Below are 19,709 nucleotides of genomic sequence, written 5' to 3' on the forward strand. Positions count from 1 at the left end.
TTGATGGACGAGTTCCATAAACAAAAAGAATTATGTCAGTAAAAATTAGACTAGCGCGTCGAGGACGCAAAAAACAAGCCATGTACGATGTAGTTGTGGCAGACGCTAGAGCACCACGAGATGGTCGCTTTATCGAAAAACTTGGTACCTACAATCCAAACACAGATCCTGCTTCCATTAATTTGGATGACAGCAAGGCTTTTGATTGGGTAATGAAAGGAGCTCAACCTACAGATACTGTACGTGCTATGCTTTCATACAGAGGTATCATGATGAGAAAACACCTTCAAATAGGTGTAAATAAAGGAGCAATCACACAAGAAGATGCTGATAAAAAGCTTGAAGCATGGATCAAAGACAAGGAGTCCAAGATTCAGGGTAAAGTTGACAAGCTTGCTAAAACAAAAGCTGAGCAAAAGAAAGCTGCTCTTGAAGCTGAGAAGAAGGTAAGTGATGCTAGAGCTGAAGGGTTGAAGAAAAAAGCTCAGGAAGCTGAAGCCGCTTTGGTTGAAGAAATCAAAGAAGGTGGGGCGGAAGGAAACGAAGACGTTGAAGAAGATGTAGCTGAGGTAGAAGAAACTCAAGCTGTTGAAACTAAAACTGAAGCACCTGAAGGGGAGACAAAAGAAGAACCTAAGGCTGAAGTTAAAGAAGAAGCTCCTGCTGAAGAAGCGAAAGAAGAACCTAAGGCTGAAGCCACAGAAGAAGCTCCTGCTGAAGAAGTGAAAGAAGAACCTAAGGCTGAAGCTACAGAAAAAGCTCCTGCTGAAGAAGTGAAAGAAGAGCCAAAAGCTGAGGTTAAGGAAGAGGCTGCCGAAGAAGCCAAAGAAGACGACAAAAAAGAGGGTTAATCTGCAATGAGGCAGGATGATTGCTACCAACTAGGGGAAGTGATCAAGACCCATGGTCTTAGCGGAGAGGTTAATATTTCACTAGAAGTAGACTTTCCGGATGAATATCAAAACTTGGAATCAGTTTTTCTTGAACAACAAGGAAAGCTGATTCCTTTTTTTATTGATACAATCCAAATCAATAAGGACAAGGCATTAGTCAAATTCGAGGACATTGATTCTATTGATGAAGCTAAGAGTATAGTTAAGTCAAAACTATATCTTCCATTGAGTACACTTCCTGAACTAGAAAATGGCCAGTACTATTTTCATGATTTGGTTGATTGCGAAGTTTTTGAAGAAGATTCAAAACTGGGAGTCGTCAAAGAAGTCATTGACTTGAATGGAAATCAGCTCCTCGTCATTGATTCTAATGGAAAAGAAATACTGATTCCACTAAAGGATGAGATTCTAACAGTAGTTGATATCCAAGCAAAAAAGGTTACTGTGTCACTTCCTGATGGGCTTTTGGATGTATATAATGATTAACTTCATCTCATGCGGATAGATATCATCACTTGTCTTCCTGATCTATTTGAAGGTCCACTCACGCAAAGTATCGTGAAACGTTCAATGGATAAAGGCTTGGTTGAGCTGGAAATACACAATCTCAGAGATTATTCTACCAGCAAGCATCTAAACGTAGATGATTATGCTTTTGGTGGAGGCGCTGGAATGGTTCTTATGATCGAACCAATCGATAAATGCATTTCCGGGCTGCGAGCTGAAAGATCATATGATGAAGTGATTTATTTAACTCCGGATGGCGTAACCTATAATCAAGGAATTGCTAACCATCTATCTCTTAAGCAAAACTTCATTTTCCTCTGTGGGCATTATAAGGGCGTGGATCAGCGCGTAAGGGACCATCTAATCACCAAGGAAATAAGCATTGGTGATTACGTCCTTTCTGGTGGTGAATTAGCAGCTATGGTATTAGCAGATTCATTGATAAGATTAGTTCCTGGAGTTTTAAATGATGAAACCTCTGCACTATCGGATTCTTTTCAAGACAACCTATTGGCACCACCTGTATATACACGCCCCGCTGAATATAAAGGATGGAAAGTTCCTGAGGTTCTTACCTCCGGTCACGAATCAAAAATTGAAGCTTGGAGAAATGATCAAGCACTGAAACGCACGCAGCAACTTAGACCAGATCTACTGGATTAAAACGTCATCAGCTATATTAAAATACCCCTAAGTAGGTATTTCAATTGACCTATATACATGGTGTATTTGTATAAAAAACAATACTGCCATGAAGACTCTTTACAAATCAACCAGACTTTTGAGCTTAATGCTCGGTTTTTCAACCTTACTTTTTATTGTCAGCTGTGGAGGTGATAGTGACAGCCCTGCACAACCTGATGACGCTAATGCATACCTTAATGATAATGTGATTCTACCTCCAGGAAGTATTCGAGTGAGTGCAGATCAAGTAACAGAAACAAATGATATTTCAATCACAAGCACAGGATCAAGCGCTACGACACAGGTTGCAGCAGGCCAATCGGTAAATGTTAGTATTCCATTTACATCCAGCGGAGCCGCAGTAAACGCTGCTGCACTTCGGTTTGGAGATACCGGTGATTTTATAATCATACCTATTAGCGGTTCAGCGACCAGCGGTACATTGGATTTTTCATTTGGGATTCCATCAGACATTTGCAACAACTTAAATGACATATGTCATGATATCCGCTGTTATGAATATGCTGTTGTCGACGATGGTACAGGAGGAAATTTCCAAGTTTCACGAGCAAATATCAACCAACTAGCTTCCGCTTGCGGTGGCTGTGATGAACCCCAGTGTGTGGCTCTTCTAGGACCAGGATGTGGTGCATCTGGTCAAGATGGTAGTCCAAGATTTAACCTTACCTGGAACACTACTGGTGTAGACCTTGATCTATATGTAACAGATCCATCAGGCGAAACTATTTCTTATACGAATACCACAAGCGCCTCGGGAGGGGAGTTAGATGTAGACTGTATCAGCTCGTGTACTAACGAAAACATTACTTGGGTGAATGGTGGTCCTTCAGGGAGCTACTCATACTATGTAAACAACCTAAGCTCCAATAGTGAGTCGTACACAATTCGAGTTTTTGATGGAGGCCGGATTGTAGATACTAAATCTGGGACGGTCAGTGGTAATAGTAACTCTTCTACGTTCACTTACTCAAGATAAAATTATCTAGCTTAAGCAAAAGCCCTTTTATCAAAGGGCTTTTTTTATGTCTAATAATGAACAATACCCCTGCATAGGTATTTTACGGATACTGTTTTTACTCGACCTTTATACAAAAGCATATTAATCAAACACAGCCTCATTTTATCTATTTTTATGTAAAACCAAATAACTAACCAAAATTCTAAAAAAATGAAAAATTTGAAACTGATTATTCCCGCTATTGCATTATTAGCTCTGGCAGGGTGCAACAAATGCAACTGTGAAGACGATGATTTCAATCTATCTCATTATTATGAACCCCACATCACAGTAATACACAATGCTGAAGATTCAGCTGACCACTACTATAGCGTGATGTTGATTGTCAAAAATGACTCTGATGTCTATGAGAAAAGAAACAATAGCACAAGCAACTATTATGATGTAGAATTTTATTTTAAGCCTGGCAAAGGAACGCTTCTAGAAGAAATAAAGAGTTATCAAATTAATAACGATTACGAGCTTAGAATATATAAATATCCAATTGAGACCGCTATGCTAAAGGCCCTTAGAGACACTACAACAACTAATGGGATGACACCCAAAGACAAAGCCGAAGAGCTCAAATTTAGAGCAGTTGTATACGACCCACCGATTAATCACCCGCACACACATCCAGTTCCATTGCATCAAGGAACTATTCACAGACCAGGAGTTGGCGGAGATGGAGGAGGAATTACAGAATAATAAACATTAATTCATTGAGAAACCTCATTGTACTTTTCACTCTTTTTCTATTCGGAGACGTCTTCTGTCAAGGCATTTCTGATCGGTTAGAAAGAGCGAAAGAAATGACTGATAGCCTGAGATATGATCGGGCTATCAGTCTTCTACATGAATTACTATTGGAAACCGAACAAGCCAGTCTAGATTCATTATCAACCCTTATAAACATCAAGCTTGGGAGTGCCTATTCAGATGTGGAAAAATTAGACATTGGAATAAATTATTACAAAAAAGCACTCGAACAAGCAACGATGAGAAAGGATCCTAGGCAGGAAGCCTTAAGCATATACGGTATTGCATCAGCCTTTCAATCACTAAACCAATACGATTCATCCTTAAATTATTATCAGAAATCAGTTAGATACTTCTCAGAGGCAAAGGATTCTCTCACGTTAAGCTACCTGTACAGCAATCTAAGCCTACTTCATTATGATCAGGGTAACCTTGATAAAAGTAAAAATTATTCCGATTTAGCCCTTGAAATACAATTAATCATTGGAGATAAATATGGTGCTGGGGCTAGCTATTCCAATCTCGGATTAATAGCACGAGAACAAGGAAAGCTTTCAGACGCTGTAAAATTTTACTCCCTTAGCATGAATGAATATGCTGCTGTAGATTATATAAAAGGGTTTTCAGAAACTTTAAGATGGCTTGGAATTACCTATCATAAAATGGGACTCTCAGACAGTGCCTCCAATTATTTTTACAATTATGACTCAATTGGTCACGATCTGTATCATACAGATTATCAGGACAAAATCCTTGAACTAGAAACAAAATTCAAAACAGCAGAAGTGGAGCGTGACAATGCTTTGAAGCAAGCCGAAATAGAAGAAAGTAGAAGACAACTTCTCATACTCTATCTATTTTCATTTTTGCTCATTTTAGCATCCATTGCTACTTATTTATTCTTCAATCAAAGAAGAAAAAGACTTAAAGAAGCTTCAAATAAACAAATAAGAGACATCCTTCAGGAGCAGGAAATGAAAGCTACCTATGCTTTATTGGACGGTCAGGATAAGGAACGGAAAAGGATTGCTGCAGAGCTTCACGATAATTTGGGTAGCATTCTTGTTACTTTAAATATGTATGCAGATACATTACAGAATAAGAATCCCAAGGAAATACAATCACTTGCAAAGAAAATCTCTGAAGTATCACAACTAGCCAATGAAGAGACACGCAAAATTTCCCACAGCTTAGACTCTGGACTTCTCAAACACTTCGGACTTGAAGCTGCCATCCGCCAGTTGACAGAGGCTGTATCCACCGCAAGGGGAATTCAATTTCAGCTGTCTCTACAGATTGAGAAAATATCATCAGAGACTGGTTTAGAGATATACAGAATCATACAAGAGCTGGTAAATAATACATTGAAACATTCCCAATGCACTAAAGTCCATTTAGCTTTTGATCAATTAGGTCATTCATTAAGTATCATCTATGAAGATAATGGCATTGGCTTCAATAAAGCAGAAATAGTCGCTGGAATGGGGCTAAAAAATATCGAGAACCGCGTGAAGAAGCTTGATGGCGAATTAACTATAGACTCATCGCCAGGAAAGGGGAGCACATTTATTATTGAAATTACACACGTATGAGCCATGTGAAAATATTATTAGCAGATGATCATAAAATCGTAATTGATGGCTTAAATCTTGTTTTAAGTTCCAGAGAAGATTTTGAGGTCGTCGGTGAAGCTGCAAACGGATTAGAGGTGCTGGATTTTTTGTCTAAGAATTCCGTTGATATCGTAGTGCTAGATATCAATATGCCAGAAATGGATGGAATTAAGTGTGCCAAGAAGATAAAAGAATTACACCCAAAAACAAAAGTGATAATTCTCACTATGTATGCTCAAAAATCTTTTGTCGAAGAGATTATCAAAATAGGAATAGATGGTTGTTTACTGAAAAACAATACAGGCAAAGAGCTTTCAGACGCGATTGCGAGAGTTCATAGTGGAAAGTCATACTACGATCAAATTCAGAATTTTAATAAAGATGATTCAGAGACGAAAGAATATCCATTGAGTGAGCGTGAATTAGAAATCATTAGAAAATTAGGTGATGGCATGACAAGCTCACAAATTTCAGATGCATTATTTATCTCAGAACACACAGTAAAAACACACAGAAAGAACATTTTGAAGAAGCTAGATCTGCATAGTAGTTCCGAGCTAATTCAATATGCCTTAAACAATGGAATTATTTAATTCCTTATCTTTTTTTCCAATAGTTATTTCTATATTTGCACTCCTTTTTCAAAACACTCAGCAAAAGAGTACAGAAATGAGCACAGAATTATTGAACATAGTAGCGGAAGAATACAAAGACATAAAGTCTAATCATCCTTCATTTGGACCTGGTGATACCATTAATGTTCACTACAAAATTAAAGAAGGTAACAAAGAGCGTGTGCAGCAGTTCCAAGGAACTGTAATGACAATTAATAACCGAAATACAAACGGTGAGACTTTCACTGTAAGAAAAGTTTCTGGTGATATCGCTGTAGAAAGAATTTTCCCTATCCTTACTCCAAACATCGAAAAAATCGAAGTGCTTAGAAGAGGAAAAGTAAGAAGAGCAAAACTTTACTACCTAAGAGGAAGGAAAGGAAAAGCTGCTCGAATCAAGGAAAAACTTATCAAAAAATAAATTTAAATCCCTTGCCAAATGGCGAGGGATTTTTGTTTCTACCCCTCGCTCCGCATTAATTTAGCACTAATGGAGCAACACTTCACCAAATATCAAGGAACAGGTAATGACTTCATCCTCATCGATGATAGAAATGAATCTTTTCCTGTCAGTAATCCACTTATTAAAAAGCTCTGTGACCGACGTTTCGGAATTGGTGCAGATGGTTTAATTCTAATTCAGAATCATCAGGATTTGGACTACCGGATGGTTTATTTTAATTCAGATGGCTCTCAAAGCTTATGTGGGAATGGTTCACGATGTGGATTCGCATTTGCGAAATCCTTGGGTCTGGTAGATCAAGAGGCAACTTTCGAAACTACCGACGGTATTCACAAGATCAAATTAAAGAACGAAAAAATTCATTTCCAACTCTTTGATATCCGTCAACTTGAAAAAATCAATGAGAAAGAATGGTTCATAAATACTGGATCACCACACCACATTGTAATTTCTAATGACCTGAATGAAGAAAATGTTGTATCTAAGGGCAGGCAAATTCGTAATCTACCAACATATTCCGGCCATAATGGCACTAATGTCAACTTTGCACAGCTTTTGCAAGACAAAGTGAAAATTAGAACTTATGAAAGAGGCGTAGAAGATGAAACGCTGAGCTGTGGCACTGGCGCGACCGCTGTTGGTGTGATGGCAGGCAAACTTGGTTTTGAAAGCCCAATTCATATTCAAACAATGGGAGGTGAACTGAGCGTATTTTTCAAGCAAGACGGAGATTTGTTTACTGACATTTGGCTGGCAGGTCCAGCAGAAAAAGTCTTTGAAGGAAGTGTGACAATCTAATCGCTCTTACATTAAACCATTATAACTTTAAGGCCTTATAACAAAGGCTAAATTTTAAAAAACTGACGGTCGAAACTTAAAAGAGATTAAGACCTGTAAATAAAATTTTTCAATGCTACATTCGATTACGAAGGGATTTGCCAAGATTTTTGGCACGAAGACGGAGAAAGATCTAAAAGAACTTACCCCATATGTTGGACTCATCAATGCTGAGTATGATAAACTCAGAAATATCAGCGATGACGAACTTAGAGGAAAGACCTCAGAGCTTAAAGGTGTTATAAAAGGTCATCTAAAAAGTATAGATGATCAGATTGAAGCTCTTCACAAGCAAGTAGAAGAAGATCAATCACTAGATGTTCATCAGAAGGAAGAGTTTTTTGCACAGATAGATACGCTAGAAAGTGATCGTGATGTAGAGCTCGAAAAGGTTTTGATGGATATTTTGCCCACTGGCTTCGCAGTGGTGAAGGAGACCGCTAGAAGATTTGCCGAAAATGAGAAACTGACAGTACAGGCCACACAGCATGACAAAGAAATTGCATCGAAAAAGAATAATGTCGAAATAAGTGGTGAAACAGCCACGTGGAGAAATAAGTGGCTAGCAGCTGGTAATGAAGTTATCTGGAACATGGTTCACTACGATGTACAGTTAATCGGCGGCGTAGTACTTCATCAAGGTAAAATTGCTGAGATGCAGACAGGAGAGGGTAAAACATTGGTCGCTACACTTCCGGCATACTTGAATGCCTTAGCTGAGCGTGGTGTTCACATTGTAACCGTCAATGACTACCTCGCCAAAAGAGATGCTGAATGGAACGCGCCAATTTTTGAATTTCATGGATTGAGAATTGACTGTATAGATAATCATCAACCCAATTCGACTGAAAGAAGAAATGCCTACATGGCCGATATCACCTATGGCACCAACAACGAATTTGGTTTTGATTACCTCAGGGACAACATGTCCAGAAGTCCAGAAGAGTTAGTACAAAAAAAGCATCACTACGCAATGGTCGATGAGGTTGATTCTGTATTGATAGATGATGCCCGAACACCATTAATCATATCTGGACCTATTCCAAAAGGTGATGAACACGAATTCTATGATCTGAAACCTCGTATACAACGTTTGGTAGATGCTCAAAGAAAACTTGTTAGTGACTATTTAAACGAAGCAAAAAGGCTGATTAAGGAAGGGAAAGAAGCAGAAGCAGGCCTACCGTTGTTCCGAGCATTTCGTGGCTTACCGAAGAGTAAGCCACTCATCAAGTTTATGAGTGAGACCGGAATCAAGCAAATCCTTCAAAAGACTGAAAATATTTATCTGGCAGACAATCAAAAACGTATGCCAGAAGCTGATGAACCACTTTTCTTCACTATTGATGAAAAAATCAATAGCATCGACCTTACTGAAAAAGGCATTGATCTTATTACAGGTGAAGGAGAAGACACTAGCTTTTTCATCCTTCCAGATATTGGAGATGAAATAGCGAAGCTGGAAAAAGACGGAGAAGTTTCTGAACCAGATAAGCTTCAGAAAAAAGAATCAATCATTCGAGACTATAATATAAAAGGTCAGCGTATTCACTCTGTGAATCAACTCCTAAAAGCATACTGCATGTATGAAAAAGATACCGAATATGTAGTAATGGATGCGAAAGTAAAGATCGTAGATGAGCAAACAGGCCGAATCATGGAAGGCCGTCGCTACTCTGACGGACTTCACCAGGCGATTGAAGCAAAAGAAAATGTAAAGGTTGAAGATGCAACTCAAACCTACGCTACAATAACCCTTCAAAACTATTTCCGAATGTACCACAAGCTTGCTGGTATGACAGGAACAGCAGAAACAGAAGCAGGTGAATTTTGGGATATTTATGAATTGGACGTTGTAGTTATTCCTACAAATAGGCCAATTGCCAGAAAAGATGTCAACGACAAGGTCTATAAAACCATTCGTGAAAAGTTTAATGCTGTCGCAGAGGAAGTGGTAGAGCTAACCCAAGCTGGTAGACCTGTACTTGTTGGTACAACATCTGTAGAAATTTCAGAATTGCTTAGCAGGATGTTACAAATGCGAAACATTAAGCATCAAGTATTAAATGCCAAGCAACATGCTAAAGAAGCCGATGTTGTGGCTGAAGCTGGAAAGCCAGGAGCAGTAACCATTGCTACCAACATGGCCGGTCGTGGTACTGACATCAAGCTTTCAGATGAAGTGAAAGAAGCTGGTGGGCTTGCGATTATTGGCACAGAACGTCACGAATCCCGAAGAGTTGACCGACAGCTGAGAGGTCGATCCGGCCGTCAGGGAGATCCAGGATCGTCACAATTCTATGTTTCTTTGGAAGACAATCTTATGAGACTCTTCATGTCAGATCGAGTAGCTAAGATCATGGATAGGCTTGGGCTTCAGGAAGGTGAGGTTATTCAGCATTCAATGATTACAAAATCAATTGAGCGGGCACAACGAAAAGTAGAGGAAAACAACTTTGCCATTAGGAAAAACCTTCTTGAGTACGACGATGTAATGAACAGTCAGCGAGAGGTAATCTATAAGCGTAGAAGAAATGCACTTTATGGTGAGCGGCTAGAGCTTGATATCCTCAACATGTTACTCGAAACATGCGAAGACATTATTTTCAACGCTAAAGGCCAAAATGATCTAGATAGCTTAAAGCTAAATGCGATTTCAATTCTTGGGCTTGATTTTCATATTACTAAGGAAGAACTCGAAAAGAGTGATGAAAATATACTTTCAGAAAAGCTTTACAGTGAAGCTTTAAAAAATTATAGCCAGAAAAATCAGTTGATAAAGGATAAAGCATTACCAATTCTTAAACAACTTGAACTGACTAGAGGAGCTACTCTTGAAAATGTATTGGTTCCTTTTACAGACAGCAAAAAGCAAATTGGCACGTCTGTAAATCTCAAAAAAGCAGTAGAAACTGATGGTAGAGAAGTAATTCTTGAAATGGAGAAAATGATCGCATTAGCTACCATTGATCTACTTTGGAAAGAACATTTGAGAGATATGGACGACCTTCGTCAAAGCGTGCGAAATGCTCAATATGAGCAAAAAGATCCACTTCTTATCTACAAGTTTGAAGGATTCGAAATGTTCAAACGCTTCATTGGTAAAGTGAATGAAGAAACCATTTCATTCCTGATGAAAGCTGAAATTCCGGTGGAGCAAGCCGACGATGTTCAAGCAGCTCAAAAGCAACAAACATCCAGAAATTACAGGGAGCAGAAAGACGAAAGCAGATCAGCCCTTGCTGGACCTGAAGGCGGGAACAGACCTCCAGTGCAGCAACAAACTCAACCTGTGCAATCGCAAAAGATCGCCAGTAGAAATCAACGCGTAAATGTGCAGTATGTAGATGGACTGGTGAAGAAAGATGTAAAATATAAAACGGTAGAAGATGACATTAAAAATAATAAATGCGTGCTCATAGACTAATCATATTGCTACTTCTCGTGGGATGTAAGGCTACTGCACCCACTTCATCCACAGGCTCTTACGTTGAGGATCTAAGTATTCATCGCCCCGTGATAATGCCCACGGAAAATGAATCTGAAGAGCCTGATACGCAAGAGGTCCAAACAGAACCATATACTCCACTTACAGGTCACATAAAACAAGAACTAGACAGCATCTCAAAAGTGGCCTATGCAGAAAATATAAAGGGTCGGTATGTAGATGGATACGTTATTCAGGTATATTCGGGGAATAGCAGAGGTGAAGCAAATCAAGCACGATCTAAAATGTATGAATTCTTTGCAGAACTGGAACCAAAAGTTTCTTATCATCAACCCAATTTTAGAGTTAAAGCTGGAAAATTCACTGATCGACTGAAAGCCAATAGAATTCATCAACAAGTGAAGCAGGAATTCCCTCGAGCATTATTACTACCTGAAAGATTCCTGATTAAGTATGAATAACTTAATCCAGAAAATAAAATCTCTATCTGAAGACTATTTCGAAGAAATTCTTGAAATAAGACGCCACATACATGCCAATCCTGAGCTTTCTTTTCAGGAACACCATACCGCCGAATTTATAGAAAAGAAGCTAAGTGAATTTGGCATCACAACTACCCAAAGAATTGCAGATACAGGCGTAACTTTCTGCTTAGATGGGAAAAGAAAAGGCAAAACAATTGCATTACGCGCAGATATTGACGCACTACCTATTCATGAAGCGAACAATGTAGATTATAAGTCAACTAATGAAGGTGTGATGCATGCCTGTGGTCACGATGTGCACACCTCCAATCTATTGGGCGTAGCTAAAATACTTTCACAACTCACAGATCACTTTAGTGGCACTATCAAATTCATCTTTCAGCCAGCTGAGGAAAAGTCTCCTGGAGGAGCTTCAATTCTAATTAAAGAAGGGATTCTTAAGGAGCCTGCACCAGAAAAGATATTAGGACAGCATGTCATGCCCTTGATTCCTGAAGGAAAGGTTGGATTCAGACCAGGTAAATACATGGCAAGTGCCGATGAGGTGTACTTAACAGTAAAAGGAAAAGGTGGACATGCAGCCATGCCAGAAACATTTGTAGATCCTATTGCTATCGCGAGTCAAATAATTGTATCACTCCAGCAAGTGGTCAGCAGAATCGCTAATCCAAAGACTCCTTCTGTCCTCTCATTTGGTAAAATTGCTGGGGGTAATGCCAACAATGTCATCCCGGATGAAGTGAAAATTGATGGTACCTTCAGAACCTTCGATGAAGAATGGCGCAAGAAGGCTTTGCAAAAGATAAAGGACATTTCTACTGCACTTGCAACGTCAATGGGTGGGTCGTGTGAAGTTGATTTTGCTCCCGGATATCCGTTTCTTGTGAATGACGAGACTTACACCCAAAAAAACATTGCTGCTGCAAAGGACTACATGGGAGAAGAGAATGTAGTGGAGCTGGATCTATGGATGGCTGCAGAAGATTTCGCTTTCTACACCCATAAAATCCCTGGCTGTTTTTATCGGTTAGGAACAAGAAACGAAGCAAAAGGAATCGTATCAGGTGTACACACACCCACTTTCAATATCGACGAAAACGCATTGAAAACGGGCATGGGCCTGATGGCTTACCTTGCCATAAATGAGTTAAACAGCTAATATTTATAGTGCGATTTCCGTCTGAAACCTGAAGATCAAATACTCCGTGGTTTGTCCAGGAAATGTTTGATAACTGATGTCCGTTTGGAATTTCAAATCATGCCCTGATATATATCTGGATAATCCCAAAGTATATTCTCTCTGATCTGCAAATACTGACTGAACATCATCTGCATCGATATTTGTGAATCTCCCTGCAATCTCCCAATTAGACGGAAACAAGTAACCCGCTTGAAATACAAATCCAGTGCCCGTTCCGTAGATGCCAGTTTCATTATCAGATGTGCGTTTCACAAATTCGGACATAGCTGATATGCCATTATATTTAAACATCATGTCAGCCATGAATGACTTCAGGTCGCTCGACACATACTCACCCACACTGTCTACAATAAAGCCCCCGAGATTACCCCTAGAACGCGAAGCATTGATATTTAAATCTCCAGTAATACCTATTGCCAGCTTGGGGGAAGACTCTCTTTTTAGATCAGATCCAAAATAGTCACCCTTTCCTGTAAAACTACCCATTGGTAAGAATTCAAGTCTACCTGTAATCTGGTGACCTCCTCCCGGATTTCTATCAATTACATTACGTCCTTGGCCCATTGAAATTGCTAATATTTGCCTGAATTTGTCACTTGGGCTTTTATGTCTTAGTTGAACTCCTAAGTCACGATCGAGATTATATCTTGAGTTTACCAAGCTTCGATCTACAAATTGTAAATTTTGTGAAGAAATAACCCGTTCCCTATTACCTGGTAGTTTTGTTTGTCCCCACCATACCTGCCAATTATCAGCAAACGACCATTTCACAACTGCATCAAGAACGATATTGGCTGTATTGCCGAATTCATCCGCGTGACCGCTACTCTGATCTCGGTTTGAGACTGCCAGCTCAAGTTTATAAACAATGCTCGGGTCAATTGCCCATCCATCAAACTTCAATCGTGTCCTTCTTACAAGTAATGCGTCTTCGTATTCATCAGTATCTAAGTTATACCTTCCATCATAAAGCGTCTGAAACCTGAACCCGAACTTTAGAGCGAAAGTTGAATCTTTGGCAACAAGACTTAATCTCTTTCCCCATGAACTTGAAACAGAATCCTGTGCCTTAACAATCTGTACACATGTGATTAAAATCAATGCAAAGAGTGCCTTTTTGAAAAATTTCATAAATAATTAATGATGTTTTTAAGAAAGCGCAATGTTAGCACCTTCATGTTACTTAAATGTTTTCTGTGTATTAAATACGCAATAGGTCTTTAAGTACGATAAAAAGAGAAATGCAGATTGTCGTGCAATTGATCCGTCATTAAATCAACATTTAGAATACACGATTTCTTAACATATACGAAACATTGAGCGGATACCTTTGCGTCATAAAATATTTGCAATGCAATACGGAATATTCGAATTATTAAATCTTATCGGTGCTCTCGGCTTTTTCATTTACGGAATGAAAGTCATGAGTGAGGGTATCCAGAAAGTAGCTGGAGCTAAAATGAGAAACATTCTCAGCTCAATGACTTCCAATAGATTCAAAGGAGCTTTTACTGGTTTTACAATAACGAGCTTAGTGCAGTCATCTTCTGCGACTACAGTGCTTGTAGTAAGCTTTGTAAATGCAGGCCTGCTTTCTCTGACCGAATCTATTGGTGTAATTATGGGTGCCAATATTGGTACGACAATCACAGCATGGTTAATCTCAATCGTTGGTTTTAAAGTTAAGATTGCAAGCTATGCACTTCCAATTATAGCCATTGGATTCCCGTTAATGTTCTTTAACCGTGAACGATTAAAATTTTGGGGTGAAGTACTTGTGGGATTCGCACTTCTTTTCATGGGTCTTGCCCTACTTAAAGACTCAGTTCCGGATCTCAAGGCAAACCCTGAAATACTGGAATTTCTTAGTCGATATACAGATTTAGGCTATCTATCGATATTACTTTTCGTCCTCATAGGAACGCTACTTACGGTAGTTGTTCAGTCTTCAAGTGCTGCAATGGCACTTACCTTGGTAATGGCTAACAATGGATGGATTCCATTCGAACTTGCCGCTGCAATGGTACTTGGTGAAAATATTGGTACAACAATCACTGCAAACCTTGCAGCATTAGTGGGTAACGTCCATGCTAAGCGAGCAGCTTTATCACATCTAATATTCAATCTATTTGGTGTGATTTGGATTCTAATCCTAATAAGACCAGCACTCAACTTAGTTGATTGGTATTTGGTTTCTACTGGTTCCACATCTCCATTTGTATCCGCGACCGGTATTCCAATAGCACTCTCGATATTCCATTCAACATTTAATATTCTCAACACGCTCCTACTAATCTGGTTTGTCAACTTTATAGCCAAGACAGTTACAAAAGTGATTAAATCTACTGGTGAAGATGAATTTTCACTGGAGTACATCAGTACTGGTTTGATGAATACTTCTGAGTTATCAATAGAAGAAGCTCGAAAAGAAACAGTGCGAATGGGTGAAATGACTCAGAAAATGTCCAAGCATTTCCAAAATCTCATTGTTGAAGAAAAGTCTAAAAAACAGAAGAAGCTTTTGAAAAAAATTAGGGATTACGAAATAATCACTGATCGAATGGAGCAAGAAATAGGAGAGTATCTAATGAAGGTTTCGTCTGATGGTACATTAAGTAACACTAGTGCCGTAAAGATGACAAGTCTTTTAAGTGCTGTGAATGATTTGGAAAGAATTGGAGATATCTTTTTCCAAATGTCCAGAGATGTTGAGCGTATCCTCAAGAGTGAAAAGAAATTTAAGAGTAAGCAAGTAAAGAACCTTCAAGAAATGATGGAACTGATTGATGAAGCGCTTAAAATCATGAATGCAAATCTTGACTCAACTGAAAGAATTAATTCGCTTGAACCAGCAATGGTAGTTGAGGAAAAAATAGACTCGCTGCGAAATGCCTTGAGAAAAGACTTAACCAAGGACATCAAGAAGGATAAGTACGATCCTCAACGAGACGGGTGGTATAAAGATCTCTTTCACTTATGCGAAAAAGTCGGAGATCATGCAATCAATGTGTCTGAAGCAATGACTGGTGAAAAAGAGCGTGAGTTAAAGGAAGAATTGGAAGCTGGATGATAAGTGACCTGCTCCTGTCAACGGACATGGAAAATAGTAATCATCAAACCATATTATCAAGGACAATTGTCATTGTCACCTCAATTCTCGTGTTCCTTCTCTCCATAGAGCTAATGGGAATTTCAATAAATGAGATGACAGGAGGAATGGTTGAAAGTATTTCAACCGTCACGGCGAATCCATTTATTGGGCTTTTTATCGGCTTGCTTTCCACTGCACTATTGCAAAGTAGTTCTACCACTACTTCAATTACTGTTGCAACAGTCGCTTCCGGTGCATTAAGCCTTCAAAATGCAATTCCAATTGTGCTTGGAGCTAACATAGGCACCACGATTACCAGCACCATTATTTCTATGAGCTATATCTCTAAACACAAAGAATTTAGAAGGGCAGTTGCAGCAGGTACTTCTCACGACTTTTTCAACATTCTTACTGTTCTATTGCTTTTCCCATTTGAAATCAAATATCATTTTCTTGAACGCATAAGTGCTCACATTTCTTCAAGTATTCATATTTCCACAGAATACACAGCAACGTGGAAATCATTTGGTATAACATCCATTTTTGAGAGCTTTTCCGAATGGATCGTTTCAGTATTTGGACCGTTATTGACTCTTCTGTTAGGAATAATTTTACTTTTTGCATGCATTAAATTCATTTCCAAATGGCTTTACAAAAGTTTAATTGGCCGAACAAAAGATCAATTTGAAAATGTTGTATTTAAGAATAAATACCGTGCATTTGGGTGGGGCTTAGTTATTACTTCGGTTGCTCAGTCAAGCTCTCTCACTACTTCTTTAATAGTACCCTTGGTAGCAACAGGGAAAGTTAAAATCAAGAAAGCATTTCAATTCATCTTAGGAGCTAACATTGGCACAACTATAACCGCACTATTGGCGGCCATCTTTCAGTCGGAAGCGGCAATAAGTCTGGCAATAGTTCACTTACTATTCAATCTGACTGGCGTGCTCGTTTTCTTTACTGTTCCATATCTATCCAAGGTTCCCGTTTATTTAGCAAAAAAAATGGGAACGCTAACAACTCGTGTAAGACTCGTGGGGTTCGCCTACATATTTTTAGCCTTTTTTTTACTACCATTTACTTTGATATATATTTCTCAATCCACTGAAAAATCAACAGACCCTGTAGAAGTGCGAACAGAGGATTAGCTTTGCGAACAAACCACAGCTAAATATGGCATCATCCGCTAGAAAGGTGATTGATAACATTGTTGAATTTATAGAAGTAAAGACTGAGCAAATCAAACTCAAGATCATTACCAGAATAGCGCGAATGCTCTCAGGAGTAATTGCTATTTCCATGCTTGCATTATTCTCAATGTTTTTTCTATTCTTCTTGAGTTTTGCGTTTGCAGAAATGATAAATATGAACCTGGATAGCAGCTATCTAGGTTATTTAATTGTTTCGGGTGGATTTTTTCTCATTATTTTGATAGTGATCTTATTATTGAAAACTGGGAAAATGCAAAAGTGGATTGAAAATTTAATTGTTAGACTAGAAGAAGCCAAGTATGAGCAAAAAAGAGACAATTGAAGACAGAGTCAAATCACTTGAAGCGAGAGAAAAAAAGATAAAGCTTCAAATAGATAGTGATTCCGATGAGATGAAAGGCAATGCAATGAGAATCGGTAAAATCGCACTCATTGCTGGGGCTGTAGGAATTTTAGGTTATTGGATATTCAATATAATTTTTCAAGATGATGAAACTGATGAAAACCCTAAAAAGAAAAGAAAAAAGAAAAACGTTGAATCTAAAGGATTTAGCCAAAGAGTGACTGCACTAGCAATGCCTTATTTAAACAAGGTCTTAGATGGAATTCTTGATGATGATGAATTGAAAAAGAAAGAACCAGAAGAAAGAGAAATAGAGGAAGATTAAACGTTCATTAAAGATTCTCGTCTCCTCATCTTACCTGCTGGAATTCCAAACATCATTTTAAATCTTCTACAGAAATAAGCAGTGTCTTTATAGCCAACTTCTTTGCCAATATCCCGAATGCTCTTCTTACTTGTTCGGAGCAGATTTACAGCAGCTTCCATTCTTTGATATTCAATATAGTCTTGAGGGTTAATGCCTGTAAGCATCTTGAAGTACTGACCTACATAATCCTCTGATACATTCGCCACGTTTGCCAACACCTTATTTGATAGATCTTCTGACAGATGCTCCTTTATAAAAGTGAAAATATCTATTAAGCGTGGATCTTTAAAATAAGTGCTATTTGTCGCTAGTTTTTCAACGAAAAGACTGTTATTTAAAATATATCGAATCAATTCAATAGTCATGTTCTCTGTAAGAACCTTCACGATTCGATCTCTACCAGGCATACTCGCCTTTACTTCATCATTTATTTGCTTAATGAGTCCAGCCAGCTTGTAGTTTTCCTCAATCTTAAATGGTGGGATGTCTAGTGAAGAGAAGAAATTTACAGAATCGAATGCTTTCGCATCGAAAGCCACATAACTGTAATGTTCATCACTGATTGAATGTTCACCATATGACTTTAGAAATTGATCTTTATTGGTCAAAAAATCATCTTTTGATAAGATTGTTGGTGTCCCTGCTCCATAACTCATCGATATTGGACGACCACCTGGCGCGAAAATCACATCCCCTTCTGTGGCAGTCTCTTTGTCCCTACCAAACTTAATCTCACCACTAGTAACTAGGAGTAGATAGTTCTCTACTTCATAGTTATTATCAATTGTAACCGGCTTTAAAATATTAATATTTTTAGCCTTTACGAATCTTATTTCTAAGGATTCGATAATCTTGTTATAGTCCTCCATTTATGAATATAGCAGGTTAATCTATCAATAAATAGTAAAATAATAGGACGAATCTAATAATATTCGCCTTTAAAACCTAATAAACAAAGGGTGGGTAAGCTTGCTACTATTGAACTATTTCAATAAACCTCTGGAAATCACTATACGCTGTATTTCCGAAGTGCCTTCATATATCTGTGTGATTTTGGCGTCCCGCATTAATCGCTCCACATGAAATTCCTTGACAAACCCATAGCCTCCATGTATCTGAACAGCCTCTACTGTTTGTTTCATAGCTACTTCAGAAGCAAACAATTTTGCCATAGCCCCTTCTTGTGAAAAGTCTTCTCCAGCGTCCTTTTTTTGGGCCGCTTGTAAACAAAGTAATCGAGCCGCTTCAATTTCAGTAGCCATATCTGCAAGCTTGAATTGAATCGCCTGGTGCTTGCATATTTCTACTCCAAATGCCTTTCGCTCCTGAGAATATTTAAGTGCCAATTCCATTGCACCAGAGGCAATTCCAAGAGCTTGAGATGCAATTCCGATTCTTCCACCGTTCAGTACATTCATCGCAAAGCTGAATCCAAATCCATTATCACCAATTCTATTGGCTTTCGGAACTTTTACATCCTGAAACATCAATGAATGAGTATCACTTCCTCTGATACCGAGTTTGTCTTCTTTCTTGCCAACCACAAAACCTTCCATTCCTTTCTCAACAATCAAAGCATTAATGCCTTTATGCTTCTTTTCTGGATCTGTTTGTGCCATTACAATGTAGTAAGAAGCAGAATTTCCATTGGTTATCCAGTTTTTGGTTCCGTTCAATAAATAATAATCACCTTTATCTTCGGCCGTAGTTCTTTGAGATGTAGCATCAGATCCTGCCTCTGGTTCGGAAAGGCAGAAAGCACCAATCTTTTGCCCACTTGCAAGCGGCTTTAAATATTTTTCCTTTTGCTCTTCATTTCCGTATTTTTCGAGCCCCCAGCATACCAAAGAGTTATTTACGGACATACAAACAGATGTAGAAGCATCAACTTTAGATATTTCTTCCATGGCTAAGACATATGATACCGTATCCATACCGCTACCACCGTATTTTGGGTCTACCATCATTCCCATAAATCCAAGCTCACCTAATTGCTTGATCTGTTCAACAGGAAACTGCTGCTTTTCATCACGTTCAATTACTCCAGGTAAAAGTTCTTTTTGCGCGAAATCTCTTGCCGCGTCCCTTACTGCTAATTGCTCCTCGGTAAAGTTGAAATTCATCTCGATCTTAGATTAAAAATTATTGAATGGCCGCAAATATATTCATTGTTAT

19 protein-coding genes are annotated in these 19,709 nt (G+C 38.6%); 16 read left to right on the forward strand and 3 right to left on the reverse strand.

Features of this window, described 5'->3' with window-relative positions; translation table 11 throughout:
* Positions 1-32: 32 nt before the first annotated feature.
* The 12 genes from ABJG98_RS17310 to ABJG98_RS17365 all read left to right on the forward strand — a co-directional run bounded on the left by ABJG98_RS17310 (position 33) and on the right by ABJG98_RS17365 (position 12,480).
* Positions 33-851: a 30S ribosomal protein S16 gene (locus tag ABJG98_RS17310; protein ID WP_348280805.1), complete on the forward strand. Its 819-nt coding sequence runs from the start codon at positions 33-35 to the stop codon at positions 849-851.
* A gap of 6 nt (positions 852-857) precedes the next feature.
* A complete protein-coding gene (rimM, locus tag ABJG98_RS17315; RefSeq protein WP_348280806.1) occupies positions 858-1,379 on the forward strand; it encodes a ribosome maturation factor RimM in 522 nt (173 codons plus the stop codon).
* 9 nt (positions 1,380-1,388) lie between these two features.
* On the forward strand, positions 1,389-2,063 hold the full coding sequence (gene trmD / locus ABJG98_RS17320) for a tRNA (guanosine(37)-N1)-methyltransferase TrmD (protein ID WP_348280807.1): 675 nt from the start codon (positions 1,389-1,391) through the stop codon (positions 2,061-2,063).
* Positions 2,064-2,151: 88 nt separating this feature from the next.
* Positions 2,152-3,081, forward strand: a complete 930-nt coding sequence (locus tag ABJG98_RS17325; protein ID WP_348280808.1) for a hypothetical protein — start codon at positions 2,152-2,154, stop codon at positions 3,079-3,081.
* Between the two features lie 192 nt (positions 3,082-3,273).
* The gene (locus tag ABJG98_RS17330) at positions 3,274-3,810 is read left to right on the forward strand and encodes a hypothetical protein (RefSeq protein WP_348280809.1); all 537 of its coding nucleotides are present in this window, start codon (positions 3,274-3,276) and stop codon (positions 3,808-3,810) included.
* A 14-nt stretch (positions 3,811-3,824) separates the two neighbouring features.
* Positions 3,825-5,453 carry a sensor histidine kinase gene (locus ABJG98_RS17335; protein ID WP_348280810.1) on the forward strand — a complete coding sequence of 543 codons (1,629 nt, stop codon included), beginning with the start codon at positions 3,825-3,827 and terminating at the stop codon, positions 5,451-5,453.
* Positions 5,450-6,067: a response regulator transcription factor gene (locus tag ABJG98_RS17340; RefSeq protein ID WP_348280811.1), complete on the forward strand. Its 618-nt coding sequence runs from the start codon at positions 5,450-5,452 to the stop codon at positions 6,065-6,067. The genes ABJG98_RS17335 and ABJG98_RS17340 overlap by 4 nt, the downstream gene beginning before the upstream one ends.
* Positions 6,068-6,143: 76 nt before the next feature.
* On the forward strand, positions 6,144-6,509 hold the full coding sequence (rplS, locus tag ABJG98_RS17345) for a 50S ribosomal protein L19 (RefSeq protein WP_348280812.1): 366 nt from the start codon (positions 6,144-6,146) through the stop codon (positions 6,507-6,509).
* Positions 6,510-6,578: 69 nt separating this feature from the next.
* The gene (dapF, locus tag ABJG98_RS17350) at positions 6,579-7,349 is read left to right on the forward strand and encodes a diaminopimelate epimerase (RefSeq protein ID WP_348280813.1); all 771 of its coding nucleotides are present in this window, start codon (positions 6,579-6,581) and stop codon (positions 7,347-7,349) included.
* A 112-nt stretch (positions 7,350-7,461) separates the two neighbouring features.
* Entirely contained in the window at positions 7,462-10,815 is a 3,354-nt protein-coding gene (secA, locus tag ABJG98_RS17355) for a preprotein translocase subunit SecA (protein WP_348280814.1), read from the forward strand.
* Positions 10,797-11,297 carry an SPOR domain-containing protein gene (locus tag ABJG98_RS17360; RefSeq protein ID WP_348280815.1) on the forward strand — a complete coding sequence of 167 codons (501 nt, stop codon included), beginning with the start codon at positions 10,797-10,799 and terminating at the stop codon, positions 11,295-11,297. Before secA ends, ABJG98_RS17360 begins: the two co-directional genes overlap by 19 nt.
* Positions 11,290-12,480 carry a M20 family metallopeptidase gene (locus ABJG98_RS17365; protein ID WP_348280816.1) on the forward strand — a complete coding sequence of 397 codons (1,191 nt, stop codon included), beginning with the start codon at positions 11,290-11,292 and terminating at the stop codon, positions 12,478-12,480. Before ABJG98_RS17360 ends, ABJG98_RS17365 begins: the two co-directional genes overlap by 8 nt.
* Positions 12,481-12,483: 3 nt before the next feature.
* On the opposite strand, the gene ABJG98_RS17370 is transcribed toward ABJG98_RS17365, so the two are convergent.
* Entirely contained in the window at positions 12,484-13,653 is a 1,170-nt protein-coding gene (locus tag ABJG98_RS17370; protein WP_348280817.1) for a porin, read from the reverse strand.
* A gap of 220 nt (positions 13,654-13,873) precedes the next feature.
* Here ABJG98_RS17370 and ABJG98_RS17375 point away from each other — a divergent pair, with 220 nt between their 5' ends.
* From ABJG98_RS17375 to ABJG98_RS17390, 4 genes are read left to right on the forward strand one after another with little or no spacing between them, the layout of a single operon-like run.
* Positions 13,874-15,592: a Na/Pi cotransporter family protein gene (locus tag ABJG98_RS17375; protein ID WP_348280818.1), complete on the forward strand. Its 1,719-nt coding sequence runs from the start codon at positions 13,874-13,876 to the stop codon at positions 15,590-15,592.
* 26 nt (positions 15,593-15,618) lie between these two features.
* Complete coding sequence (locus tag ABJG98_RS17380; protein ID WP_348280819.1) at positions 15,619-16,761, forward strand: Na/Pi symporter; 1,143 nt, start codon at positions 15,619-15,621, stop codon at positions 16,759-16,761.
* 25 nt (positions 16,762-16,786) lie between these two features.
* On the forward strand, positions 16,787-17,146 hold the full coding sequence (locus ABJG98_RS17385; RefSeq protein ID WP_348280820.1) for a hypothetical protein: 360 nt from the start codon (positions 16,787-16,789) through the stop codon (positions 17,144-17,146).
* Entirely contained in the window at positions 17,124-17,492 is a 369-nt protein-coding gene (locus ABJG98_RS17390) for a hypothetical protein (protein ID WP_348280821.1), read from the forward strand. The genes ABJG98_RS17385 and ABJG98_RS17390 overlap by 23 nt, the downstream gene beginning before the upstream one ends.
* On the opposite strand, the gene ABJG98_RS17395 is transcribed toward ABJG98_RS17390, so the two are convergent.
* Both ABJG98_RS17395 and ABJG98_RS17400 read right to left on the reverse strand, forming a co-directional pair.
* Positions 17,489-18,403 (reverse strand): AraC family transcriptional regulator, encoded by a 915-nt coding sequence (locus ABJG98_RS17395; RefSeq protein ID WP_348280822.1) that lies wholly within the window; start codon positions 18,401-18,403, stop codon positions 17,489-17,491. The two genes, ABJG98_RS17390 and ABJG98_RS17395, sit on opposite strands and share 4 nt — an antisense overlap.
* Before the next feature lie 114 nt (positions 18,404-18,517).
* The gene (locus ABJG98_RS17400) at positions 18,518-19,657 is read right to left on the reverse strand and encodes an acyl-CoA dehydrogenase (protein ID WP_348280823.1); all 1,140 of its coding nucleotides are present in this window, start codon (positions 19,655-19,657) and stop codon (positions 18,518-18,520) included.
* Positions 19,658-19,709: the final 52 nt, after the last annotated feature.

Source organism: Ekhidna sp. (assembly GCF_039960695.1).
Taxonomy (GTDB): Bacteria; Bacteroidota; Bacteroidia; order Cytophagales; family Cyclobacteriaceae; genus Ekhidna.